27 protein-coding genes and 1 tRNA gene are annotated in these 24,543 nt (G+C 56.4%); 12 read left to right on the top strand and 16 right to left on the bottom strand.

Features of this window, described 5'->3' with window-relative positions; all coding sequences use genetic code 11:
- The first annotated feature begins 49 nt into the window (after nucleotides 1–49).
- From Q9R35_RS03230 to Q9R35_RS03200, 7 genes are all read left to right on the top strand, one after another.
- On the top strand, nucleotides 50–2,977 hold the full coding sequence (locus Q9R35_RS03230) for a monovalent cation/H+ antiporter subunit A (protein ID WP_042481173.1): 2,928 nt from the start codon (nucleotides 50–52) through the stop codon (nucleotides 2,975–2,977).
- On the top strand, nucleotides 2,977–3,318 hold the full coding sequence (locus Q9R35_RS03225; protein WP_009461754.1) for a Na+/H+ antiporter subunit C: 342 nt from the start codon (nucleotides 2,977–2,979) through the stop codon (nucleotides 3,316–3,318). Before Q9R35_RS03230 ends, Q9R35_RS03225 begins: the two co-directional genes overlap by 1 nt.
- Before the next feature lie 44 nt (nucleotides 3,319–3,362).
- Nucleotides 3,363–4,949: a monovalent cation/H+ antiporter subunit D gene (locus tag Q9R35_RS03220; RefSeq protein WP_232623251.1), complete on the top strand. Its 1,587-nt coding sequence runs from the start codon at nucleotides 3,363–3,365 to the stop codon at nucleotides 4,947–4,949.
- The gene (locus Q9R35_RS03215; RefSeq protein ID WP_026483416.1) at nucleotides 4,949–5,434 is read left to right on the top strand and encodes a Na+/H+ antiporter subunit E; all 486 of its coding nucleotides are present in this window, start codon (nucleotides 4,949–4,951) and stop codon (nucleotides 5,432–5,434) included. Before Q9R35_RS03220 ends, Q9R35_RS03215 begins: the two co-directional genes overlap by 1 nt.
- Nucleotides 5,431–5,712 carry a K+/H+ antiporter subunit F gene (locus tag Q9R35_RS03210; protein ID WP_009461751.1) on the top strand — a complete coding sequence of 94 codons (282 nt, stop codon included), beginning with the start codon at nucleotides 5,431–5,433 and terminating at the stop codon, nucleotides 5,710–5,712. Before Q9R35_RS03215 ends, Q9R35_RS03210 begins: the two co-directional genes overlap by 4 nt.
- The gene (gene mnhG, locus Q9R35_RS03205) at nucleotides 5,709–6,125 is read left to right on the top strand and encodes a monovalent cation/H(+) antiporter subunit G (RefSeq protein ID WP_042481181.1); all 417 of its coding nucleotides are present in this window, start codon (nucleotides 5,709–5,711) and stop codon (nucleotides 6,123–6,125) included. The genes Q9R35_RS03210 and mnhG overlap by 4 nt, the downstream gene beginning before the upstream one ends.
- Before the next feature lie 197 nt (nucleotides 6,126–6,322).
- Complete coding sequence (locus Q9R35_RS03200; protein ID WP_311219328.1) at nucleotides 6,323–6,700, top strand: hypothetical protein; 378 nt, start codon at nucleotides 6,323–6,325, stop codon at nucleotides 6,698–6,700.
- Nucleotides 6,701–6,768: 68 nt separating this feature from the next.
- Here the strand turns inward: Q9R35_RS03200 and Q9R35_RS03195 are convergent, their stop codons facing one another.
- Entirely contained in the window at nucleotides 6,769–8,133 is a 1,365-nt protein-coding gene (locus Q9R35_RS03195; RefSeq protein ID WP_080723687.1) for an MFS transporter, read from the bottom strand.
- 224 nt (nucleotides 8,134–8,357) lie between these two features.
- On the opposite strand from Q9R35_RS03195, the gene Q9R35_RS03190 reads away from it, so the two are divergent.
- The 4 genes from Q9R35_RS03190 to Q9R35_RS03175 all read left to right on the top strand — a co-directional run bounded on the left by Q9R35_RS03190 (nucleotide 8,358) and on the right by Q9R35_RS03175 (nucleotide 10,691).
- Nucleotides 8,358–8,789 carry a cupin domain-containing protein gene (locus Q9R35_RS03190; protein WP_080723688.1) on the top strand — a complete coding sequence of 144 codons (432 nt, stop codon included), beginning with the start codon at nucleotides 8,358–8,360 and terminating at the stop codon, nucleotides 8,787–8,789.
- A 57-nt stretch (nucleotides 8,790–8,846) separates the two neighbouring features.
- A complete protein-coding gene (locus Q9R35_RS03185) occupies nucleotides 8,847–9,170 on the top strand; it encodes a ferredoxin family protein (protein WP_042481187.1) in 324 nt (107 codons plus the stop codon).
- Nucleotides 9,171–9,327: 157 nt separating this feature from the next.
- Nucleotides 9,328–9,978 (top strand): XRE family transcriptional regulator, encoded by a 651-nt coding sequence (locus Q9R35_RS03180; protein WP_311219327.1) that lies wholly within the window; start codon nucleotides 9,328–9,330, stop codon nucleotides 9,976–9,978.
- 77 nt (nucleotides 9,979–10,055) lie between these two features.
- On the top strand, nucleotides 10,056–10,691 hold the full coding sequence (locus Q9R35_RS03175; protein WP_311219326.1) for a DJ-1/PfpI family protein: 636 nt from the start codon (nucleotides 10,056–10,058) through the stop codon (nucleotides 10,689–10,691).
- A gap of 49 nt (nucleotides 10,692–10,740) precedes the next feature.
- On the opposite strand, the gene Q9R35_RS03170 is transcribed toward Q9R35_RS03175, so the two are convergent.
- The 15 genes from Q9R35_RS03170 to Q9R35_RS03100 all read right to left on the bottom strand — a co-directional run bounded on the left by Q9R35_RS03170 (nucleotide 10,741) and on the right by Q9R35_RS03100 (nucleotide 23,162).
- Entirely contained in the window at nucleotides 10,741–12,576 is a 1,836-nt protein-coding gene (locus Q9R35_RS03170) for a potassium transporter Kup (RefSeq protein ID WP_109088409.1), read from the bottom strand.
- A 54-nt stretch (nucleotides 12,577–12,630) separates the two neighbouring features.
- Nucleotides 12,631–13,770 carry a HAMP domain-containing sensor histidine kinase gene (locus Q9R35_RS03165; RefSeq protein ID WP_063690541.1) on the bottom strand — a complete coding sequence of 380 codons (1,140 nt, stop codon included), beginning with the start codon at nucleotides 13,768–13,770 and terminating at the stop codon, nucleotides 12,631–12,633.
- 39 nt (nucleotides 13,771–13,809) lie between these two features.
- On the bottom strand, nucleotides 13,810–14,490 hold the full coding sequence (locus Q9R35_RS03160; protein ID WP_009461744.1) for a response regulator transcription factor: 681 nt from the start codon (nucleotides 14,488–14,490) through the stop codon (nucleotides 13,810–13,812).
- 87 nt (nucleotides 14,491–14,577) lie between these two features.
- Nucleotides 14,578–15,078 carry a biopolymer transporter ExbD gene (locus Q9R35_RS03155; RefSeq protein ID WP_042481208.1) on the bottom strand — a complete coding sequence of 167 codons (501 nt, stop codon included), beginning with the start codon at nucleotides 15,076–15,078 and terminating at the stop codon, nucleotides 14,578–14,580.
- 2 nt (nucleotides 15,079–15,080) lie between these two features.
- Entirely contained in the window at nucleotides 15,081–15,938 is an 858-nt protein-coding gene (locus tag Q9R35_RS03150) for a MotA/TolQ/ExbB proton channel family protein (protein WP_042481211.1), read from the bottom strand.
- Nucleotides 15,939–15,947: 9 nt separating this feature from the next.
- Nucleotides 15,948–16,721, bottom strand: coding sequence for an energy transducer TonB (locus tag Q9R35_RS03145; protein WP_080723689.1), 774 nt, complete (start codon nucleotides 16,719–16,721; stop codon nucleotides 15,948–15,950).
- 248 nt (nucleotides 16,722–16,969) lie between these two features.
- A complete protein-coding gene (locus tag Q9R35_RS03140; protein WP_042481214.1) occupies nucleotides 16,970–18,067 on the bottom strand; it encodes a sulfate/molybdate ABC transporter ATP-binding protein in 1,098 nt (365 codons plus the stop codon).
- Between the two features lie 18 nt (nucleotides 18,068–18,085).
- Nucleotides 18,086–18,973: a sulfate ABC transporter permease subunit CysW gene (gene cysW / locus Q9R35_RS03135; RefSeq protein ID WP_045930033.1), complete on the bottom strand. Its 888-nt coding sequence runs from the start codon at nucleotides 18,971–18,973 to the stop codon at nucleotides 18,086–18,088.
- Entirely contained in the window at nucleotides 18,970–19,884 is a 915-nt protein-coding gene (cysT, locus tag Q9R35_RS03130; RefSeq protein WP_311219325.1) for a sulfate ABC transporter permease subunit CysT, read from the bottom strand. The genes cysW and cysT overlap by 4 nt, the downstream gene beginning before the upstream one ends.
- A gap of 25 nt (nucleotides 19,885–19,909) precedes the next feature.
- Nucleotides 19,910–20,929, bottom strand: a complete 1,020-nt coding sequence (locus Q9R35_RS03125; RefSeq protein WP_042481222.1) for a sulfate ABC transporter substrate-binding protein — start codon at nucleotides 20,927–20,929, stop codon at nucleotides 19,910–19,912.
- A 151-nt stretch (nucleotides 20,930–21,080) separates the two neighbouring features.
- Nucleotides 21,081–21,668, bottom strand: a complete 588-nt coding sequence (locus tag Q9R35_RS03120; RefSeq protein ID WP_042481225.1) for a bifunctional 2-polyprenyl-6-hydroxyphenol methylase/3-demethylubiquinol 3-O-methyltransferase UbiG — start codon at nucleotides 21,666–21,668, stop codon at nucleotides 21,081–21,083.
- A 31-nt stretch (nucleotides 21,669–21,699) separates the two neighbouring features.
- Nucleotides 21,700–21,972, bottom strand: a complete 273-nt coding sequence (locus Q9R35_RS03115) for a hypothetical protein (protein ID WP_042481227.1) — start codon at nucleotides 21,970–21,972, stop codon at nucleotides 21,700–21,702.
- Nucleotides 21,973–22,196: 224 nt separating this feature from the next.
- A complete protein-coding gene (locus Q9R35_RS03110; protein WP_042481232.1) occupies nucleotides 22,197–22,406 on the bottom strand; it encodes a cold-shock protein in 210 nt (69 codons plus the stop codon).
- 316 nt (nucleotides 22,407–22,722) lie between these two features.
- Nucleotides 22,723–22,798 (bottom strand) — tRNA-Val (locus tag Q9R35_RS03105).
- Nucleotides 22,799–22,889: 91 nt separating this feature from the next.
- Nucleotides 22,890–23,162: an HU family DNA-binding protein gene (locus Q9R35_RS03100; RefSeq protein WP_003799450.1), complete on the bottom strand. Its 273-nt coding sequence runs from the start codon at nucleotides 23,160–23,162 to the stop codon at nucleotides 22,890–22,892.
- A 571-nt stretch (nucleotides 23,163–23,733) separates the two neighbouring features.
- Here Q9R35_RS03100 and cobA point away from each other — a divergent pair.
- Nucleotides 23,734–24,516 (top strand): uroporphyrinogen-III C-methyltransferase, encoded by a 783-nt coding sequence (gene cobA, locus Q9R35_RS03095; protein ID WP_063690550.1) that lies wholly within the window; start codon nucleotides 23,734–23,736, stop codon nucleotides 24,514–24,516.
- The last annotated feature ends 27 nt before the right edge of the window (nucleotides 24,517–24,543 follow it).

Below are 24,543 nucleotides of genomic sequence, written 5' to 3'. Positions count from 1 at the left end.
ATCGTATTATTAAGCGCTAGCCGCCTAAATTACCGCCTGTTGGAGTCAGATGTATTTGCTCGTGATCCTAGCTCTACCGTTTATCGGTAGCTTGCTATCTTCCCTGATGCCCGCGAACTCTCGCAAACTCCAGGCATCTCTTGCAGGCGCTGTCGCCGTTACGTGCGCCTTACTCACTCTCTACGCCTATCCGGACATCGCTCGCGGAGAGGTGCTGGAGTCGTCACGCTCCTGGATACCCGCCCATGGCTTGACCTTCAAGCTGCGCATGGACGGCTATGCCTGGCTCTTCAGTATCATCATTACCGCCATGGGGGCCTTGATTGCCCTTTATGCGCACTATTACCTGTCCGCCCAGGATCCGGTCCGGCGCTTTTTCTCCTTTCTGCAAGCCTTCATGGGCTCGATGCTGGGGGTGGTGCTGTCGGGCAACCTGATTCAGCTGGTCGTGTTCTGGGAACTGACCAGTCTGTCTTCCTTCATGCTGATTGCCTATTGGTATCACCGCATGGATGCGCGTCGCGGTGCGCGCATGTCGCTGATCATCACGGGTACGGGCGGTTTCTGTTTGCTGGCGGGCGTGCTCATGCTGGGCCAGGCCGCCGGCAGCTATGACCTGAGCGTGGTACTGGAGTCGGGCGAGCAGATTCGCAACCACCCCTGGTATACCGGGATGCTGATCCTGATTGCCCTGGGTGCGCTAACTAAAAGTGCCCAGTTCCCCTTCCATATCTGGCTGCCCCATGCCATGGCCGCCCCGACCCCCGTATCTGCCTATTTGCACTCGGCCACTATGGTCAAGGCCGGGGTATTCCTGCTGGCACGCTTGTGGCCTGCGCTGTCGGGCACGACGGAATGGGCTGTCATTATTGGGGGCGCCGGTCTGTGTTCCCTGACACTGGGTGCTTATGTGGCCATGTTCCAGCGCGACATGAAAGGCGTGCTGGCTTATTCCACCATCAGTCATCTGGGTCTGATTACCTTGTTGCTGGGCCTGAACAGCCCGCTTGCTCTGGTCGCCGCACTATTTCACATGATGAACCACGCGACGTTCAAGGCGTCCCTGTTCATGGCTGCCGGTATCGTGGACCACGAAACGGGTACCCGTAACCTGAACCGTCTTTCCGGTTTGCGCCACGCCATGCCCTTGACCGCCACTTTGGCAACCGTCGCGGCGGCGGCCATGGCCGGAGTGCCCCTATTGAATGGCTTTATTTCCAAAGAAATGTTCTTTGCCGAGACCATTCTGGCCAGCAATGGCAACACCTGGGAATACGCCCTGCCCGTTGTGGCGGTCATTGCAGGTTCCTTCAGCGTGGCCTATTCCTTGCGCTTTATTGCTCAGGTCTTTTTTGGCCCCGTCGCCACCGACTTGCCGCGGGAGCCGCATGAGCCCCCTCGCCGCATGTTGATCCCCAGTGCCATTCTGGTACTGACCTGCTTGCTGGTCGGCGTCATTCCCAGCCTGACCTTTGGTCCATTCCTGCACACGGCTGCCGGCGCGATTCTGGGTGCTGAAATGCCTCAGTACGACCTGGCCGTCTGGCACGGTTTCAACCTGCCCCTGATCATGAGTCTGGTCGCAACGGGCATGGGTGTGATCTTCGTACTGATCATCAACCGCTTCTACAGAAATCGCCAGGGCCGCACGCCTTTGCTGACCCGTGCCGATGGCCGACGTTTCTTCGAACTGGCCATGGAGTATCTGGAAGTGGCAGCCAACTGGGCGGTAGGCAAGCTGTATTCGCCACGCCTGCAACGCCAAACCTTGCTGATTATCGTGGTCACAATCTGCGTTGCCGCCCTGCCTCTGGCTCGTGGCAACTGGTTCAAGTCCACCATTTCCACCCCTATTGACCCCTTCTTTGCCCTGATGTGGGCCGTCGGGATTGCCTGCGCGATTGGTGCAGCTCGTCAAGCCAAGTTCCACCGCCCGGCCTCCTTGCTGCTGTCTGGTGGTGCTGGACTGGTGACCAGCCTGACCTTTGCCTGGCTGTCCGCCCCTGACCTGGCACTTACCCAGCTGGCGGTGGAAGTAGTCACCGTCGTGCTGATTTTGCTGGGCCTGCGCTGGTTGCCGCAACGCGTCAGTGATATGCCTGGTGGCCAGGATAATAGTGGTCGCGCCCTGTTCCGCCGTAGCCGCGACTTGATTATTGCCATTCTGGCCGGTTGCGGTATCGCTGCCCTGGCCTACGCCATGATGACGCGCCCTCACCCCAGCGGCATCTCGCCCTTTTTTGTCGAGAAGGCCCTGCCTCTGGGCGGCGGCGCCAACGTGGTAAACGTGATTCTGGTGGACTTCCGCGGTTTTGATACCTTTGGTGAAATTGTGGTGCTGGGTATTGTGGCCCTGACGGTCTTCGCCCTGCTGCGTCGATTCCGTCCACCCATTGAAGCCATCGCCCAACCTCTGGCCCGTCGCCAGAACGTCAAGGACAGCCGTGAAGCCGTCTTTGTGGAACCCGATCCCAAGACCCCGCTGCCCGAAGGCATCATGCAGATTCCAGCCGTCTTGCTGCGCTTGCTGCTGCCTATCTCCACGCTGATTGCCTTGTACTTCCTGCTGCGCGGCCACAACCTGCCCGGCGGCGGTTTTGTGGGCGGCCTGATCATGGCAACCGGCATTATCTTGCAGTACATGGTTAGCGGCGTGGTCTGGATGGAGTCCCGCCCACTGATTCAGCCTCAAACCTGGATTGGCTTGGGACTGCTGACAGCCGGTGTGGCCGCCATGCTGGTGTGGGCCTTCAACAAGCCCTTCCTGTCCGCCCAAAGCTGGGACCTGCATCTGCCCCTGGTGGGCGACGTGCATACGTCCAGCGCGCTGATCTTTGACATTGGCGTGTTCATGCTGGTGATTGGTTCCACCATCCTGATTCTGGTCGCGCTGGCTCACCAGTCCCTACGTTTTTATCGCAAACTGCCGTCGCTGCAATCCGCCTCGAACGCTGCATCCGGGATGGAGAATAAATAATGGAAATCGTGCTTTCAATTGCGATTGGTGTGCTGGCCGGCTCGGGCGTCTGGCTCCTGCTGCGCCCGCGTACCTTTCAGGTCATCATGGGACTGGCTTTAGTGTCCTATGCCGTGAACCTGTTCATTTTCAGTATGGGCAGACTCAAAATCAGTGCTGCTCCCGTTATTAACGCCGGCAAGCTGGGGGCCGACTATGCCGACCCCCTCCCCCAAGCGCTGGTCTTGACCGCTATTGTGATTGGCTTTGCCACCACCGCCCTGTTTCTGGTCGTCATTCTGGCCAATCGTGGCCTGAGCGGTACCGACCACGTTGATGGCCGCGAGGAAGACGATCTGTGAGTCTACTCAACCAACACTTGCCCGTATTGCCCGTTGCCATCCCCATGATGGCCGCGGCACTGATGGTGATGCTGCGCGACAAGCGCCGTCACTACAAGCTGCTGATCGCTTTCAGCTCCTTATTGGCCCAGTTGTTCTGCGCGGTCTATCTACTCCTGTTGGCCGATGGCACACTGGACCCGATCTGGCCCCAGTCCGTCGGTGTGTATCTGCTCGGTGACTGGCCCGCTCCCTTCGGGATTGTGCTGGTCGTGGACCGGCTGGCCGCCTTCTTGCTGGTGCTGACCAATGTGCTGGCTTTTTGCTGCTGGTTCTATTCGCTGGCACGCTGGGATCGCGTAGGGGTACATTTCCACTCCTTGTTCCAACTGCTTCTAATGGGCCTGAACGGCGCTTTCCTGACTGGCGACCTGTTCAACCTGTTTGTGTTCTTCGAGGTGCTGCTGGCAGCGTCCTATGGTCTGATGCTGCACGGTTCGGGCGCGGCCCGCGTCAGTGCCGGCCTGCATTACATTGCCGTCAACCTGATCTCTTCCTTCTTGCTGCTGATCGCGATTGCCCTGGTTTACGGTGTCACTGGCACCCTGAACATGGCTGATCTGGCTCTGCGCGCCGGTTCCATGCCGGACTCGGACCGCCTGGTATTTGAAGCGGCCATGGCCATCCTGGGTATTGCCTTCCTGATCAAGGCGGCTGCCTGGCCCCTGAACTTGTGGCTACCCAATGCTTATGGCAATGCCAGTGCGCCGGTCGCGGCCATGTTTGCCATCATGACCAAGGTGGGCATTTACGCGCTGCTGCGTATTGGCTCCTTGCTGCTGCCGACGGGGGCGCCTGCCGCCTTTGGCGTGGCCTGGATGTTCCCGGCCGGGATTGCCACGCTGGCCTTCGGTGCGATTGGTGTGATGGCCGCACAGCAACCCGAACGGCTGGCCAGTTACTGCATCATCGTGTCCTCGGGCACCTTGCTGGCCGCTCTGGGTATGCCTGGGGTCATTCTGACCGGCCCTGCCCTGTACTACATGCTGAGCAGTGTGCTGGCTTTGGGTGCGTTCTTCCTGTTGCTGGAACTGGTCAGCCGTACCAAGCCTTTTGGTGCCGACCTGCTGGCCGTGAGTCAGGAAGTCTTTGATCTGGACGACCCGGAATCCGAAGACAATAGTGATGACGTGGTGGGTGTAGCCATCCCCGGCGTAATGGTGTTCCTGGGCATGTCCTTTATTGCCTGCGCCTTGCTGATTGTGGGCCTGCCCCCCCTGTCCGGTTTTGTGGCCAAGCTGTCCCTGCTGACAGCCGCCCTGAAAGCCTCCGGCCAGTCTCCTGAGCCGCTGAACGCCTGGATTCTGACAGCCGCCGTGCTGATTTCGGGTGTGGCCGGCCTGATTGCCATGGTGCGTGTGGGCATTCGTCTGTTCTGGAGCAATAGCTCCTTGACGATTCCCCGCCTGAAACTGATCGAAGCCGCTCCGATTGCGGGCATTATTGTGGCTTGCGGGATCTTGAGCTGGTATGCAGGTCCAATCACGACCTACCTGGAGCAAACAGCCCAACAGCTCGATGAGCCTCGTATCTACATCGGCTCGGTCTTGCGACAAAACCCTGTGCGTTCTGTTCAAGCGGAGGGATTCTGATGCGACGCTACACCAAACATCTGTTTCTGCCTTTACTGCTCCTGGGTCTGTGGCTGCTGCTGAACGACTCGCTCTCGGCCGGTTATGTGGTGCTGGGCCTGTTCCTGGCCATCGCCCTGAGTTTGGCCGCCATTCCCTTTCGTCCCGTTAAAGCCAGCATTCGACATCCCTTTCTGGCCTTGAAACTGATCTTCCAAGTAGCTTGGGATATTGTGCTGTCCAATATTGCCGTGGGTCATCTGGTCCTGAAAGGCGGCAATGCGCCCCGCCCCGGCTTTCTGGCCATCCCTTTGCAACTGACTGACCCACATGGTCTGGCAGCCTTGGCGTGCATCATTACCTACACCCCAGGGACCGTCTGGTCCGGCTTCGATTACGAGACCCGCGTCCTGACCTTGCACATTCTGGATCTGCAAGACGAACAGGTCTGGTTAGACACTATTCAGAAGCGCTACCAAGGACCGCTACTGGAGATTTTCCAATGATAGACATTGTTTACTGGGCCTGTCAGTTTGCCCTGGGCTGCTTTGTCCTGGGCATGGGCTGCGCCGTCATCCGCCTGCTCAAAGGCCCTTCCGCCGCCGACCGCGTGCTGGCGCTGGACACCATGTACATCAACGGCATGCTGGCCTTGCTGGCACTGGGCATTCGTTTTGACTCTACCTTGTACTTTGATATCGCCCTGTTGATTGCCCTGTTCGGTTTTGTAGGCTCGGCAGCCATGGCGAAATTCCTGTTGCGCGCCGAGGTGATCGAGCCATGAACACGCCTTTATTGCCTTTGTGGTTGGCTATCCCGGTCGCCCTTCTGCTGGTTCTGAGTGGTATCGTGGCCCTGGTGGGTTCGGCTGGCTTGCTGCGCTTCAAACACTTTTATTCGCGCATCCACGCCCCCACCATGGGGAATACGCTGGGTACGTTTTTCATGGTGCTGGCGGTAGCCATCAGCGCCAGCCACCTGATGAGCCGCCCTATTCTGCACCCGCTCATCCTTAGCGTGCTCCTGATCATTACCTCGCCGGTCACCGCCATCTTCCTGATGCGCGCTGCCATCAAACGCGAGCATCGCCAGCGTCTGGCCGAGTACGGCCCGGACGAACCTGGCTACCTGGACATGCCGCACAAAGCACCTCTGCCCAAAGACCTGGCAGAACCTCGGGCCAGCGACAAGAGCTAAATCAAGCAATGAGGGTTTAGAAAAGTTTTATTACCCTCACTTGCAACTGCTCCACCTATACTAGTAAGTGTTTACTGCGTATCGGGTATTGCCCCATACGCAGTCGCTTTTGGGGCTTTGCGGCCTGCTACTCATACCTGCTCGTAACAGTGCTCGCCAAGCCGGTGATTCCCTTAGCAAGTAAAGGAGTGAGATCGATGAGTCTACTTACACACCCATCCCGAATTCTGAGTGCCAGCTTGCTCAGCCTGGGTCTGCTGTCCTCCGCTGCCTGGGCTCAAACCCCGTCCCAAGACTACCGACACGATATTCAGCGCTGTGAGCAGTTCAAGGGCGAACAACGCACCACCTGCCGGCGCGAAGCCGGTGCGGCCTTGCAAGCCGAGCGACATAACAAACTGGACAAGCGCGATCACAATCTGGATACCAACCGTCAGGCACGTTGCCATCGTCTACCCGCGGATCGCCAGCAAGACTGCCTGAAATCCATGACCGGCCAGGACACAACCGTGCGCGGTAGCGTGGAAGGCGGCGGTATTCTGCGCGAAACCACGACGGTAGTACCTGCTCAGTAAGGCGAATCGCTATCCTTACAAAAAAACAGCGCCTTTATCAGGCGCTGTTTTTTTGACCTTGATACCTGCTACTGCGTCTTGGTCAAATCATCCCTATATGTTTCAGGGCTACGCCATGTTGCCCACAAAGTGATCACAGCCAACACCAGCACCATCACGGCCACGCCCCAATAGTGTCCTTGGCTAGCTAATAGCCATGTCGCCAACATAGGTGCCAGACCACCGCCCACCCCGGCAGCTACCTGGCAGCCTAAAGATGCACCGCTATAACGTACTTTGGTACCGAACAATTCCGGCAAATAGGCAGCCTGAGGGCCGTACATCGGACCATGGCCAAAAACCATGCATGCCGCAATCGCTCCGATGATAAGTGTTGGGTCACGCGTTTCCAGACAGAGAAACAAAGGATAGACCGCAAGTAACACGAAGCAAGACCCGAAATAGTACAAAGCCTTACGCCCCACCTTGTCAGACAGGTAGCCAAAAAGGGGAATAAAGCCGATTTCCAGCACTGCCCCAAGAAGCACCCCATCCAGAATCAAGCCCTTGGGTAGATTCAACGCGTTAGTCCCGTAGACAATCACAAAGACTGTCAGGATATACACCCAGGCAACTTCACATACTTTCAGCCCAATGCTGAGGCAAAGATTCAAGCGATGCTTGGTCAGAATTTGCCAGAGAGGCGCCTTGTCTGTTTTTACCTCCGAACCAGCTTTTTCGCCCTCATCCTGACTGACCTGAAAGACAGGAGACTCAACCACCTGCAAACGGATATAAAAACCCAATGCAACCAGCACCACACTCAGCAGGAACGGCACCCGCCATCCCCAACTCAGAAACTCGGCTTCCGGCAAACGACTTAGCCAGGCCAGAATGCCAGTCGATGCCAGCATACCCAGCGGGAAACCCACCTGTACCAGACTACCGTAAAATCCTCGTCGATCTCGGGGAGCGTGCTCAATGACCATCAGCGCTGCCCCTCCCCACTCCCCACCAATACCGAAGCCCTGAATAATACGTAACAAAATCAAGGCAATGGGAGCCCAGATCCCAATTTGTTCATAGGTAGGTAACAGGCCAATCGCGAATGTGCCTCCCCCCATCAAGAACATGGTCAACATCAGCATGGATTTACGACCAACTCGATCACCAAAGTGCCCAAACACTACACCTCCCAAAGGGCGCGCAATAAAACCGACCGCGAACGAACCCAGCGCGGCCAAGGTACCCATCAGCGGATCCAAGCCTGGGAAAAAGATCTTGTTAAACACTAATGCGGCTGCGGTGCCATACAACAAAAAGTCATACCACTCCACCGTTGTGCCAATCACGCTGGCCATCACGACACGCCGCATGGACTTTTCCTCCTCCAGCGCCTGCCGCTCCTGAGTGGCGGAGTCCCCCAGACTGTCCGCCTTAACTGAAATGCTCATTCCTGTCTCCTGATTGTCAGGCCCGGCTATCGATCCGGGCCTCTTATGGATGTGCCCGCAAATACCACACACGGTGGACAAATACTGACAGGAAACTTTTTAAGCTTAAATTAGGGTTTATCAGTAAACTTATCCTTATTTTTATCTTAAAAGTTGACTAATAAGAAACTTCTCACTAAATTATGCCTACCGACCCACATGGGCGGCCCAACCAAGGAGAGATCATGAGCACAGAAACCAACACCACCGAACAAACTGAAAGCAAGCACTATGCCCAACGCCTCAAAGGCAAGCTGGAACCCACCCAAGGCGGCTCCGTCTATGTGGACCCTGAATCCATGGAATGGCAGCCTTCACAATTCGAAAAAATCTCGATGAAAGTGCTGTATCGCAACGATGCTGAAGGAGAGATGACGGTGCTGCTCAAATGGGAACCCGGCGCCGTCTTGCCTTTTCACCGTCACCCGGAAATTGAACAAAGCTACGTCCTGCAAGGCTCGTTCTACGACCACGACGGTATTTGTCGGGCTGGTCAGTATGTGTGGCGACACCCAGGCTCTTTGCACGAGACTCATTCCGACGAAGGCTGCATTTTGCTGGCGGTCTACCGCAAACCGAATGTGTTCTTTGGCACAGCAGGTTTTCAAGCCGCCTGAGCGGCCTATCGCTACGCGGGGCGCAAGACGCCCCGCAGCACACCGCAAGGAGCAGTCATGACCTGCGTCGTCACCGACCCCTGCATCAACTGCCAATATGGCGAGTGCCTGGAGGTCTGCCCTGCCGATGCCTTCCATCGCGGCCCGAACTTCATGGTCATCAATCCGCAGAGCTGCATCAATTGCACGCTGTGCATTCTGGCCTGTCCCGTGCAAGCCATTGCCTCCGACTATGAGTTAGGACCTGAGCATCGGCACTACATCCCGCTCAATGCCGAACTGGCACAAAACTGGCCTGTCGCTTTCAGCGGGCCACCCGCTCATCCAGACGCGCACTTCTGGTCAGAGCAGACCAACAAGCTTGCCTTGCTGCAACGCTGAGAAAGCCACTGCGCACCTTCGCACTCATACGGTATGATTCAAGCTAGGTTGCACGCCTTGAACCCGCTGGCAACCAGACTATTTTCATTGCCCGCAGATACGGCCTCACCCAGTGGGGCCGTGTCTTCCTTCATACCGTTCAGACGTGGAATCAGGCGTGACCGAGGAACTCAGCTCTCTTAGCCCTAATAACGACAAGCCCGAACAGGAGGAAGCAGCCGTCTGCAAGCGGCTGCGTGAACTGCGGCGTGAACATCGCCTGACTCTGGATACCCTGGCCGAACGCTCCGGCTTTACCAAAGGCTATTTATCCAAGATCGAGAATGGCAACAAAGCCCCTCCCATCGGAACCTTGGCTCGCATTGCACGAGCCATGGGAGTGGACTTGAGCGTCTTCTTTGTCGATCCGGATCAAGACAATCCCACCATGCCGCTAAGCCAGGACTCACCGGTGTCTGTAGTACACAGTTGGGAACGCAAACCGGTCAGCCGCGGAGGCAGCGAGTACGGCTACGACTACGTCAGTCTTGCTCATAAAAAAGCCAACCGAAACATGGATCCGTTCATGTTCACCTTCCCCCAACACACTGATCCTCAAGTATTTTTTGAGCATGCTGGCGAAGAGTTCGTCTACTTGTTAACTGGTACGGTTGAATTCGAATTCAAGATTCACGGCCAATTGGCCAAAATCCGGCTTGAAGCGGGCGATAGCATGTATTTCGAGTCCAACACGCCCCACCGAGGCCGAGCGCTGGATGGGGACGCCCAGGCATTGGTAGTGATTATCGAACCACCCAGCGAGGAATAAGAAACCGAGTCGGACATTCTTGTTGCCAAAAAGGAAACTTTTAAATATTATTAGGAAACTTTTACGGAGGTTTCCTTATGCGCATTGGCATCATCCTGTACGAAGACGTAGAGCCCATTGAAATTGGTATTTTGGGCACCCTGTCCATGGCAAAACGCCTGGCCCCAGAGCTGCAGTACCACACGCTCTCCGAAACCGGCGGAGTCATACGATTGCGCAACGGTTTGCAGCTAGAGACGGAATACAGTTTTGCACAAGCTCCCGCCGCCGATGTCACCATCATCACGGGTGGTCCAGGCTGGAAAACACAGGCCAACAACCCCGTATTGTTAAATTTTTTACGCCAACGCCATGCTCGCGGAGATGTCATGGTGAGCGTCTGTACAGGGGCACTGCTACTGGCCAGCGCCCGATTACTGGATGGCCGTACTGCAACCAGCAAAGCCGCCTACGCAGCCCCGGAGACCTCGCCCCTGAGCACATTGGCCGAAATGACCATGAACTGTTCTGTACGCGAAGCCTTGTTGGTTGACGAAGGAGACATCATCACCGGCGGCGGGGTTAGCCTATGTGTGGACCTGACGCTCTACTTGCTGGAACGCTTCCTGGGGCCTGAGCTCGCTGCACGTACGGCCCATATCATGGAATACAGTGCTGCCCGAGCCGCCAATCAGGCTCGTTTACCCAGCTTAATAAAACCCATCCACGCCTAAGAGCAAACTGCACAGCCTGTTGTTCTGTATCGAACAACAGGCACAGTTGCTACAGCTCCACCTGTATCCCCATCTCCACCACACGATTAGGCGGGATCTTGAAAAAGCGCGTGCTACGGCTGGCATTACGCGCCATGAAAGCAAACAAGCGGCGACGCCAGCCCAGATACCAAGGCTGACGCGATTGAATCATCACTGTCTGGCGCGACAGGAAGTAGGACGTCTGCATAGGCTCCAGATTCAGCTCTGGATGCTCCAGCGTAATCTGCTCCAGCAATTGCGGCACATTGGGCTCCTGCTTGAAGCCCCAGGACGCCACCGCCTGCCAGCTGCCGCGGCTTAGACGTTGCAGGCTATAGCGCTCCCCAAACGGCACGTAAGGCACGCCAGCACTGGTTACAGTCAAGAACAGGACCTGTTCGTGCAGGACTTTATTGTGTTTCAGGTTATGCAATAAGGCGGGGGGGACCGAATCGGGAATCGTGCTCATGAACACCGCCGTGCCCGGCACACGAGTAGGAGCGTACTCCTCGAGATTGAGCAAAAACTCTTTCAACGGCTGCTTGTTTTCCAGCAGGCGTTCGTGCAAAGCGGCACGCCCCTGACGCCAGGTCAGCATCAAGCCCAGCAGCACAGCGCCCACCAGCAATGGCAGCCAGCCACCTTCCAGAATCTTGAGCGCATTGGCCGAGAACAAGAGCATGTCCAGAATCAGGAAAATACCCAAGAGCCCCAACCAGGCCCAGCGTTTGATCCCGCTGGCACGGCGTGGCAACAGTACCAGTGCCAGCAAGCTGGTCATCAGCATGGTGCCTGTGACCGCAAAACCATACGCATGAGCCAGACGATCCGAGGAGCCAAAGCTCAGCACCAGAATCATCACCGCCACGCATAGCAGCAAGTTCACACGCGGCAGGTAGATCTGCCCTTCTTCTTTGGCCGAAGTGTGTTGAATCACCATACGCGGCCAGAATCCAAGCTGCACCGCCTGGCGAGTCACCGAGAACGCACCGGAGATGACGGACTGGGACGCAATCACCGTGGCCACGGTTGCCAGCATGACCATGGGCACCAGGGCCCAGTTGGGTGCCAGAAAGAAGAACGGATTGCGAATGGCCGATGGATCAGAAATCAACAAAGCGCCTTGCCCGAAATAACACAGGACCAGGCAAGGCATCACAATCATGAACCAGGCTTTGCGTATCAAGGGACGACCAAAATGGCCCATATCGGCATACAAAGCCTCGGCACCAGTCAGGGCCAGAACCAGCGCCCCCAACAGTAAAAAGGTTTGCCAGGGTGCCTCAGCAATAAACGCCACGGCCCACCGCGGGTCCAAGGCCATCAAGACCTGGGGATGTTCAATAACGCGCCATAATCCCAGGCCGCCCAGCACCAGAAACCAGGTCAACATAATGGGACCGAACAGCTTGCCCATGGTGCCCGTGCCGTGCGACTGGATCAGGAACAAGGCCAGCAAGACCCCAAGGGCCAAGGGCACGACCCAGGGGTCAAGTACATGGGACACCATGCCTATGCCTTCCAGTGCCGACATCACGGAAATGGCGGGGGTAATAATGCTGTCCCCGTAAAACAAGGCAGCACCGATCAGACCCAGCACCACAATAATCTGGCGACGTGGCCCCTGAATGCCGCGTGCAGCCAACTCCATCAGGGCCAGCGTACCGCCCTCGCCCTTGTTATCCAGACGCAGCACCACCGTCACATACTTGATGGAAACCACCAGGGTCAGCAACCAGAACAGCAAGGACAGCACTCCATAGACCTGTTCGGCACCGGGCTGTCCGTACGCGCTCAAGGCCACTTTCATGGTGTAGAGCGGGCTGGTTCCAATATCGCCGTACACCACGCCTAAAGCGCCCATTAACAAGGCGGCCTGAGCCGCTTTTCTGGGGTTTTCTGTTGCTGTGTTCAAGGCTTAGTTTCCAATCAAAGTATCGTGCCGGGTCAGACGCGCGCCAATACGCGGACCGGGAAAAACAATGGTGATGCGGGTACCCGGAAAATCAGGACGACTCATCAAGCTCCACCAGGCTCCATGGGCGCGGGCAATTTCCTGCACAATGGCCAAACCCAAACCGGAGCCGCCCGCCTGCGTGCCAGGGGAACGGTAAAAGGCCTCAAACACGCGCTGCTGTTCGCTGGCCTCAATACCCGGTCCATGATCTTCCACCGACAAGGAGGGTGGATTGCTGGCTACCCGCAGGACAATGCGGTCTGTCCCCAGCCCATAGCGCAAAGCGTTATCCATCAAATTCGACAGCAGTTCGCGCAAGAGCACAGGCGCGGCATCAATCCACACCGGCTTTTCAGGTGCCAGCAAATGGATTTCCACCCCATGCTGGCGGGCCTGCAAGAACCAGTCGCCTCCTTCCTCGCGCACCCATTCGCACAAATCCAGGCGTACAAAACTGTCTTTAATATTGCTGTCCGCATCGGTACGAGCCAGCACCAGCAACTGCTGCCCTAAACGAATCATGCGGTCCGACACGCTTTTGATGCGCTCGGCCCGTTGGCGTATGTCATCTGGCAACGGTCGTGCCAGCATCAGCTCGGACTCCAGTTGCAAACCCGTCAAGGGCGTGCGTAACTGATGCGCGGCATGGCCAATAAAACGCTTTTGCGCCTGCAGCGTATCACGCTGACGTTCCAGCAATTCGTTAAAGTGCTCTACCAGCGGCACTATTTCAGCCGGCAAGGCGCTGGCATCCAGGCGTTCGAAGTCGTCATCGGAGCGGTTGCGGATTTGTTGTGACAAATCATCAATGGACGCCAGCTGCGAGCGAATCCCCGAGAGCAACACCCAGGCAATCAGACTGACCAACAAGACCTGACTGAGCGCCATGGTCCAGAAGATATCGCGCAGCAGCCAGTCTTCCAGGCTCATGCGGCGTGTCAGTATCCAGGTAACGCTCAGGTCGAGCACCACCAGAATGGAGATCGGGGGAAACAGACGGCCCATCAGCTTGCGGGCCAAAGAACCGGGAGCAAGAAAGCGCTCCAGCCAGCCTCGCAACAAGGAGGTTTTTACCGCTGGAGAAAGATGCTGATCGGGCATGGTTGACCTAAGGTTTCAGGCAGCGGGCACTAGCTGCCGTTACGCTCCGGCCACGCTCTCCACATCGAGCAAATAGCCAAAGCCGCGCACAGTCTGTATGACAGCCCCGGTGCCTTCCAGGCGCTTGCGCAAACGATACACGTAGACTTCGACCGCATTGTCGCTGAAATCCGCATCCCAGGCAGACAGGGAGTTGATAATTTGCTGCTTGGTGACCACACGACCAGCCCGCATCATCAGCATTTCCAGTACGGACAATTCCCGTACCGACAAGGTCACACGCTGACCGGCACAACGCAGCTCGCGGCCAATGGTATCAAAACTCAAGGGACCCACATCAATAATGGGCTGTACCTGACCACTGCGGCGTCGCCCAAATACGCGTACACGGGCGGCCAGCTCGGACAGGTCAAAGGGCTTGATCAGGTAGTCGTCCGCACCGGCGTCCAGACCACCGACGCGATCATCAACGCCATCACGCGCGGTCAGAATCAGAACGGGAATGGCATTGCCCTGCTGGCGCAATTGGCGCAGCACATCCAGGCCACTGATGCCGGGCAAGTTCAAGTCCAGAAGCAGAAGGTCGTAGACCTGGGCAGCCAGCTCCTTCAAGGCGCTTTCGCCTTCCTGGAGCCAATCAACCGCGTAGCCCTGGTCGTTGAGAAATTCCTGCAGTGCGGCGCCCAGTATGGCGTCGTCTTCGATAACTAGTACACGCATTCGGGGGATTTTATTACGAAACTGGCCCCTCGCGTTGCAGATGCAAAGCGAGGGGCCAGAAAAAACAACACGAAGAAGAACCTGGAATTACAGAGCTGGTTTAGGCTCGACGGCCTTCTGATCGGCGACGGCGCCTTCCTGGGCTTCACCCTCATCACCCGCTGCCTTGGTCGTTGGACCTGGGCGGGTGATGAAACCCAGACGGGTCAGGCCGGAAGCCTTGGAGCGGCTCATGACCTGGGCCAGAGTTTCGTAGCGAGTATCGGTATCAGCACGGATACGCAATTCAGGCTGAGGCTGATCCTTGGAATAAGGGGCCAGCGTAGCGGTCAGGTCTTCCAGCGCCACCGGCTGCTCGTTCACGAAGATCTGCCCTTCTGCATCAATCGCCAGATCAATCGTTTTGGGATCTTGCTGAACCGGTTCGGACGTCGCCTGGGGCAGCTGAATCTTGATGGAGTGCGACAGCAGCGGAGCGGTGATCAGAAAGATCACCAGCAACACCAGCATCACGTCGATCAACGGCACCATATTGATTTCGGACAGCGCAGAGCCCGAATTGCGATTATCAAAGCTGCCAAAAGCCATGATTAGTGCTCCCGCTTGGCAGCCGCTGCCGAGCTCGATGCTGCACCGCCACCCGAGCTGGGGACACGGCGCAGAACAGGTTGATTATCCTGCACAGGCTGGCCTGTGGTCAGGAAGGTGAACAGGTCATGGGCAAACGCGTCCAGCTGGGACAGGTAAACGCGGTTGGTGCGCACAAAGGCGTTGTAGGCCAACACGGCAGGGATCGCTACCGCCAGCCCCAGACCGGTCATCACCAGCGCTTCACCCACGGGGCCGGCGATCTTGTTCAGCGTCACACCGTCAGACAGACCAATATTGATCAGAGCGTGGTACACACCCCAAACCGTACCGAACAGACCCACAAACGGAGCGGTAGAACCCACCGAAGCCAGCAGCGTCAGGCCGTTTTCCAGCTTGGCGGTTTCTTCGTCCATGACTTTACGCATGATGCGCGAGACAAAGGCATCCGTAGAGCCCTTCTCTTCCAGACGCATGGCGCCGTATTTCACATGGTGTTTTTGAGCGTGAATAGCGTGACTGGCCAGGTGGCTGAACGGATCGCGTGCACCGTGGGTGGCAATTTCGTTTTCAACCTGCTCCAGGGAACTGGCGGACCAGAACTCGCGCATGAAACCGTGCGAGCGGCGCTTCAGGCGGAAGGACAACACGCCTTTGACGATGATCAGGTACCAGCTGGCAACCGACATCAAGGCCAGAATCACGAACAGGGTCTTGCCGACCACATCACTTTGCTGGATAAAGTGCAGCACCCCGGTCGCTTCCTCAGCGGCAGCAACACTGGCGGCAGCCTGATCTGCAACAGGCCCTGCAACTTGTGCCAGGCTTACCCATACGCTTTGAAATAGTTCCTGCATCATTGATATATCCTAGTAAACAAAGTCGAAAGGAATATCGGCCATGGCACGATAGGCCACACCATTTTCCGTATACGGTTTGAAACGCGCTGTGCGTACTGCCTTCAGTGCCGACTCGTCCAGACGTTCATAGCCTGAGGAGCTTTGTACTTTGGCTTCCAGCACGGTTCCTTGGGTTGAAATCACTACACGAACCACCACGCGGCCCTGCTCACGACGGCGCTCGGAAGCCCGTGGGTACACAGGCACAGGACGACGTCCCAAATAGTCCACCCGGCCAATCAGCTTGGGCCGATCACCATCCGTAGAGCGCGCGGCGGTCTGGGAGGTGTTGTCCGTTGCCGGGCCAGCTTGAGCGGCAGGGGCTGCCGGTTGAGCAGGCTGCGGGGTTTCTGCCGGTGGGACCTCGGGCTTGGGCTGTGGCTTGGGCTTGGGTTTCGGCTTGGGTTTTGGTTTGGGCTTGGGCGGCTCGGGAATCGGCGGTTTTTCCACGATAGGCTCTGGCTCGGGTTCCGGCTCAACAACCGGTTCGGGCTCAGGCTCGGGATCAGGTTCCACCTCGGGTTCGGGTTCAGGCTCCGGCTCGGCCACCACCTCTTCAGGAGGGGCGCTGACCTGCTCTTGCTGAACCGGGGACTCCGACACTTCCACCAACGTCACCCCAACAACATCCATAGGGGCAGGTTCGCCCACAATCTTGGGGGTTTCCGTCCACAAGATGGTAGCCACGACACCAACGTGCAATCCCAGTGCTAATGCCAAGCCAGTTGCCTTCAAGGCCAGCATCGAGCGACTATTCTTTTGAGAAGCAATTCCGGTCATAATCCGTTCTACACATTCTGCAACCCGCATGGACCATGACGGGACCGGACAGGATGCCCAGTGAAGTATCGAATCTTAACAGAAACAGGAATGATTCTCAATACTAAATTCCTGTAATATTTCCTGCTTCAATCCGCCCTGCAAAAAACCTCCAGATACTAACGCAGACAGGCTGACCTGAGGTCAGCCTGTTGCGAATAATTTGCAAAAAATCAGGACAATCGCGCTTCTGTTTGAGGCTCGATAGGGAAAGCGCTGAATTTGCGCGGCAAGGCCAACGCACGCTCTCCGGGCAGCAAGCCCAGCTGCGACCACCGCTGGTGATCGAACTCGGCCTCCCAGGCCCGCTCGCCCTCATTCAAGGCCAGCTCAACCCGCACCGTCGCTCCTAAAGGAATAATGCGCTGCACGGCCACGACGATGCCTTGGCCATCCAGTTGACGCTGCAAATCCAGATCGTGCGGGCGTACATAGCCCACTGCTTCGCCCTGCCCCATACCCTGCCCATTCAAGGCCTGACTGGATTCGAATTGACCCAACTGAGGATCGGCTACAAAACGCCCATGCTGGAACTGTCCCGGCAAACGATTCGCCGCCCCCAGGAACTCATACACAAAGGGACTGGCTGGATGATTGTAGACATCCTGCGGAGCACCCTCCTGCTCAACCCGCCCCTTGTTCAGCACCACAATACGGTCAGCCACTTCAATGGCCTCTTCCTGATCGTGCGTCACAAACAAGGTGCTGATATGCAGATCATCATGCAAACGACGCAACCAGGAGCGCAGTTCCTTGCGCACCTTGGCATCCAAGGCACCGAAGGGCTCATCCAGCAGCAAGACGCCCGGCTCCACGGCCAAGGCGCGTGCCAAAGCAATGCGCTGGCGCTGACCGCCCGACAAGGCCGCTGGATAGCGATCGGCCAGCCAATCCAGCTGCACCAGCTCCAGGAGCTCGTGTACACGCTGACGAATCTGGGCTTCGGGCAAGCGCTGCTTGCGGGGTTTGATGCGCAGACCAAAGGCGACGTTCTCGAACACAGTCATGTGGCGGAACAAGGCATAGTGCTGGAACACAAAACCCACCTGGCGATCACGCGTACCCACGGCGGCCACATCCTTGCCATTGATCAGCACCTGACCCGCATCCGCATGTTCCAGGCCAGCCACGATACGCAGCAAGGTGGTCTTGCCGCAGCCCGACGGCCCCAGCAAAGCCACCAGCTCGCCCGCTGGAAAATCCAATGTCACATCACCCAGTGCCGTAAACGCACCAAACTGTTTAGATAGATGCCGAACTTCGATACTCATAATGAACTCCGAATGCGATCATCCACGATGACCGTCTTGAACCATTTTGCGCTCGGCCCACAATTTAAGCGCCAACGTCAGTAAAGCCAAGACCGCCAGCACCGAAGCCGCCGCAAAAGCGCCCACCGTGTGATAGTCGTTGTACTCAATCTCTACATGCAAGGGCAGCGTGTTAGTCTGGCCCCGTATATGGCCCGACAGCACCGATACTGCCCCAAACTCGCCCATGGCACGGGCATTACACAAAATCACGCCATACAGCAGGCCCCACTTGATCTTGGGCAGTGTCACTCGCCAGAACATCTGCCTGCCATTGGCCCCCAGCACCCGCGCGGCCTGTTCTTCCTCACTGCCCTGCATTTGCATCAGCGGAATCAACTCACGCGCCACGAAGGGAAAAGTGACAAACAAAGTCGCCAGGACCAAACCGGGCAAAGCAAAGACGATACGGATGTTATTCGCATCCAGCCAGTCCCAAAACGGGCCCTGTCGACCAAAAATCAGCAAGAACATCAAGCCGGCAATCACGGGCGAGACCGAAAACGGCAGATCAATCAGCGTCGTCAGAATGCTCTTGCCACGAAACTCAAACCGGGCAATGGCCCAGGAAGCTGCCAGGCCAAACGCAATATTCAACGGCACGGCAATCACGGCAACCAGAACCGTCAGGCTGGCGGCATGCAAAGTATCACTTTCGCTCAGGGCGGACAGATACGGCATGATGCCCCGGCTAAAGGCCGTCATGAACACCAGAATCAAGGGCAGCAGCAAGAACAGCACAAAGAACAGCAAGGCAATGCCAATCAATATGGCTTTGACGGCCGGGCCCTCGTCCTGCGCCGCCCGCAAGCGCGCCGTCTGTACCGGCACCGCCTGCACGGTGGAATCCATTGTTAGGCTGCTCATCGTACGCCCTCCAACGATAAAGGCGCTGGCACCCTGGCCGCTTTGGCATTGGCCTGGCCCGAATGACGCGATTGCAAGTACCACTGCAGGCGATTGATCGCCAACAAAATAATGAAGGACAGCACCATCATCAAGACAGCCAGTGCCGAGGCGCCGGCATAGTCAAACTGTTCCAGCTTGATCACGATAAGCAAAGGCGTAATTTCCGAGACCATAGGGACGTTACCGGCAATGAAAATCACGGAACCGTACTCACCCACCGCACGGGCAAAAGCCAGAGCCACACCCGTCAAGCAGGCGGGCAAGATAGCGGGCAGGATCACCTTGGTGACCGTCTGAAAACGATCCGCCCCCAGGCAAGCGCTCACCTCTTCCTGCTCCTGCTCCAGCTCTTCCAGAACCGGCTGCACGGTACGCACAACAAAAGGCAGACCAATAAAAACCAGGGCGATCAGCACGCCCCAAGGAGTAAATGCAATCTGCCCTACATACGGTTCAGCCCAGGAGCCGATCCAGCCTGTAGGCGCATAAATCGCCGCCAAGGAAATCCCGGCGACCGACGTTGGCAAGGCAAAGGGCAAGTCAATCAGAGCATCCACAATGCGACGGCCCGGGAAGCGGTAGCGCACCAGGACCCAGGCCAGAATCAGGCCAAACACACCATTGATCACAGCCGCCAATGCGGCCATACCAAAGGTCAATTTCAAAGAAGCCAAGACGCGCGCGGCACTAATGGTTTCCCAAAAAGCCGACCAACCCATGGAGGTGGTCTTGAGCAAAACAGCAGACAAGGGGATCAGGACAATCAGGCTCAAGTAGCTAATGGATAAACCCATGGTCAAGCCAAAGCCTGGCAAAGCCCGCTGCTTGCGGGCAGCGGGCAGAAATCCCCAAAGACGAGCCTGTGACATCGAACGGTCCTCGGTGATAGTGGGGTTATTTGCTCAAGTAGATGCTGTCGAACACGCCACCATCCGCAAAGTGCTTGGCCTGAACCTGAGTCCAACCGCCCAGCTCATCGTCGACCTTGTACAACTTCAACGCCGGAAATTGATCGCGGTACTTGGCGGCCACCGACTCCAGGCGAGGACGGTAGAAATGACGGGCGGCGATTTCCTGACCTTCCGGGCTATACAGATATTCCAGATAGGCTTGGGCCACTTTTTCCGTGCCATGCTTGGCGGCATTGGCATCCACCAACGCCACGGGCGGCTCGGCCAGAATGCTGCTCGAAGGCACCACAATATCGAAACGATCAGGCCCCAGATCCTTCACCGACAAGAGCGCCTCATTTTCCCAGGCAATCAATACATCACCAATGCCCCGCTCCACAAAAGTTGTGGTCGATCCACGGGCACCGGAATCCAGCACACTGACGTTGCGATACAGTTTGGCCACAAAATCACGAGCCTGCGCTTCGTCCCCATTACCTTGCTTCAAGGCGTACAACCAGGCGGCCAGATAGTTCCAGCGCGCCCCCGCCGAAGTTTTAGGATTAGGCGTCACCACCTTCACATCAGAGCGAATCAAATCGTTCCAGTCGTGAATCCCCTTGGGATTGCCCTTGCGCACCAGCAGAACAATCGTGGAGGTGTAAGGTGTGCTGTTGTCTGGCAGACGAGCTTGCCAGCCCTTGTCCAGCAAACCGGACTGAGCAATCTGATCAATATCGGAAGAAATACCCAGCGTCACCACATCGGCAGGCACGCCATCAATCACGGTACGCGCTTGCTTGCTGGAGCCACCGTGGGAACTACGGATGACCACACTGTCACCCGTCTGTTCTTTGTAATGGGTCTGGAAAGCCTTGTTGAATTCGGCGTACAACTCACGCGTTGGGTCGTACGAAACATTCAGAATACTGACCTCGGCCGCAACAGCCGTTGCTGCCGCCAGCACCAAAGCCAGCAAAGCCCCCGCCCGAACGCCCTTCCACTTCTGTTGAATCCGCTTCATTTCCCATCCCCTAGAAACCATTTCCAAGCAATGAGAACGAGTCTAGCAAGGGTGTTACACCCGGCTAAATACCGATTCTTTGGTTAGATATAGCGGGGAGATGGAGGGGGCGAAAATGGCTACCGGATCAAGGGCGCCCAGAGCCCAGGAATCAGTCTGGCAACGGCCCTTTCTCCAGCACCAGTTCCCACATCGCCTTTTGCTTTATATATTTGTGCGATGTCATATGCTGGACAGAGATACGGTGCCATTCAGCCCCGAACAACTGATCTACGCTAGCCTGATCAAAGAAACGCTTGCAATTGCCCTGGTCGCGATAGAAGTTGGCTTCAATCAACTCGCCCTGCCCGGCACCGAAATTCACATCTTCGGTCGAGTTCAGACGACATAGAAATAAGCCTCCGGGCCGCAAGCTGTTCCAGATTCTGCGCACAATGGTCCGGGTTTCATCCCATGGGAAGTAGTGCAAAGACAGGCTGGCCAGAATCAACTCAAGATTATTCGCCGCTTCCGGCCAGGGACCGCGCGTATCCCTGCACTCAATCTGCGCCTCGGGCGCACGCTGCTGCGCGGTCTCCACGCATTCAGGCGAAAGGTCAAAGGCCATCACCTTCCAGCCAGCCCGGGTCAAGGTCAGCGTGTCGTCGCCAAAACCACAGCCTATCTCCAGCACCGGCGAGGAGATTTCACGTTGAGCGATTAAAGGCAACCAGCGATCAAGCCAAGGGTCCGAATACATAAGTGCGTTTCTCGTACGACAAGGAAAAAAATCAGGCAGCAGGAACGCTAAGATCACGGACCAGCAAAGCCAGAACAATCGCCGCAAACAGGCACTCGCCTACATTGAACCAAAGGTGCCACGGCTTGGACTTGTCACTATTACCCAACGCGTAGCGAATCCCTCTGTAATTGATCCAGCCCAGGCTCACGACCAGCACGGGCCACAAGATCCACAGCGGCGGGAAAAACAGCAGAAACATGAAGGCCAGCCACGCCAGAATCAGAGTGGCAAGTGGGGACAGGCAAGAGAGAAGTTTGCTCATGAAGACCCGAGGACCGCATATCGACAAGGCGTAGTGTTACCTGAATAGTCGCTGTGCTCAAGAGTAGAAAAAAAGCAGCAACAAGTTTGGCAAAGCCCCGAAACCATCCCGACCCCAGCCTGTCTTGGAACAGATAAGCAGAATGGAAAAAGCCGAACCCAATGTTTCAAAGGGCCCGGCTTTATTGATCAACGCTGCGCTTGCCTAGTCAGGCAAGCAGGGGATCAAATGATTTGGATCTGGGTAGCGCATGGGCCTTTTTGGCCAACGCCCGCAACGAAAGAAACTCGTTGGTTCTCATCAAGAGATTTAAACCCGGAACCTTGAATTTCACTGTGGTGCGCGAAGAGGTCTTTACCACCACTCTCCGGCATGATGAAGCCGAAGCCTTTTTCGTTATTGAACCACTTCACGATACCAATTTCTGTTTTCAATGTATGTCCTAAGTAATCAGGGGAAAAATGCCCCTGGACACACTATGGACGCTATCCACATATATAGATAGCACCGTTACAAACTAAACGGCGGAGCCACCCTCTGCCTTTATGACTTGCGCGCAGGAATCACAAGTCTGTGCCGTTCAAGCGGGCACTTACCAACGCTTACAGGCTTTCAGGACGAAAATCTGGCAGAAAAAGTGCCCGCATCAGAGAAGCAGCGCTGGTCTGGTCTGACCTGATACACAAAACAAACAGGCACAAAAAAAGCACTTAGTTTTACCTAAGTGCTTGATTCGACTAGCAAAAGAAATGGTGGGTGCTGAGGGGTTCGAACCCCCGACCTACGCCTTGTAAGGGCGCCGCTCTACCAGCTGAGCTAAGCACCCATTTCAGTGATGCCGTTCTTCTTGTGAAGAAAAAGAATTATAGGACCAAAGAATTCTTTTTGCAAGTCTTTTGCGTAAATTAATTTAAAAATTAATTCACAGCGTCTTTCAGAGCCTTACCGGGACGGAACTTGGGCACGTTTGCGCCTTCGATCTCGATGGTTTCACCGGTACGTGGGTTACGACCCGAACGGGCAGCGCGTTCCGACACAGCGAAGGTGCCAAAACCAACCAGAGTAACCGTATCTTTTTCTTTCAGCGTGGTGGTCACGGCATCGATAAACGCATCCAGTGCACGACCAGCGTCAGCTTTGGACAGATCGGCTTTGGTGGAAATGAATTCGATAAGCTCGGTTTTATTCATTGAGAAAATACCCCTGAAAATTATTTTACGGGCCCCCAGCGGGAACCAGTTTGTGGCGGTCAGACTTAATAGTGACAAACGACAGGGCTGATAAGCACTACCGTCTGCCATGGCTACCGGGCGCACAAGTGCCCCGGTTGGCTACCGCGTATTAAGCCTTCGTTTAATACCCGTGTCAAGCAAAAAAACCCCTGTAACCCGCATCATTGCTCACTGTTGATACAAGTTGCAGGACTTTCCCTATTTTGCATCGAGAAACTTAACAGGCCGTCGCAAATATGTTATTTGGGCTTTAAAAACCCAAAAATTAGCCGACTGATACTGCGTTTTTGAACATTTTTTCAAGCACTTCAGTACACCTGCCGGCGGCCTGGCAAACTGTCGCCCGCATAAATTCCCTTATATGCCCCGCACTTAGCGGCCTCACCCTTCTTGCCAGAGAGCAAAAGCCGCACTTCTGCACCCCTGACTTGAACGCCAACCATGCCCATATCAAAGCGCTCTGCCCTCCTACAATTTTCTGCATTGTTCGACTGTATTTCGGTACTTGCTACCGTCAAGGAGCGCAGCGATGCACGGCAAGGTTTATTTGGTTGGAGCGGGGCCTGGCGACCCTGAACTTCTCACACTACGCGCTTTATACCTGCTGCAACATGCAGATGCTGTGGTCTATGACCGCCTGGTCAGCCGCGCCATCATGAGCTGTATCAATCCTGAAGCTACCTTGCACGATGTCGGTAAGGTAGCTGCCTGCAAGCCCAGCATGCAGGACGACATCAACGACATCCTCTTGTCGCTGAGCAGAACACACCAACACGTTGTCCGCTTGAAGGGCGGTGATCCCTTTATTTTTGGACGGGGAGGCGAAGAGCAGCTGTATCTGCAGCAACACGGGGTCCAGGTTGAAGTCGTGCCTGGAATTACCGCGGCTACAGGCTGCGCAGCTTCTTTAGGCATACCCCTGACCCATCGCGGGCTGGCCAGTAGTGTGCGCTTTATCACTGGGCACCTGCGTGACAACAAGGGGCTGGAACTGAACTGGGCCTCCTTGTCCGACCCCACCTGTACGCTGGTGTTCTACATGGCCATGGCCAACTGCAGCCATATTGCCCAGGCCTTGATTCAACATGGACGCAGCCCACATACGCCTATCGCCTTGGCACAAGATGCCACGCTGAAAAGCCAACGCTGGGGCTTGGGTACCTTGCAAACACTCCCTCAGCTTGCACAGACATTCAGCCCGCCAGCCTTGTTGATCATCGGACAAGTGGTGCAGTTGCACCCGGACTACCCACAGCCCATACCCAATACCCAAGATGCCCTCGCTCCCGAACCCTCCGGGGCCGCGATGTGAGAGGCCTGCATCTCCCTTCAAAACTCA

This window comes from Alcaligenes sp. AB3 (assembly GCF_031844565.1).
GTDB classification, from domain to species: domain Bacteria; phylum Pseudomonadota; class Gammaproteobacteria; order Burkholderiales; family Burkholderiaceae_B; genus Alcaligenes; species Alcaligenes faecalis.
Note: the sequence above shows the minus strand (reverse complement) of the source record. Positions and strands in the feature narration are given on the sequence as shown.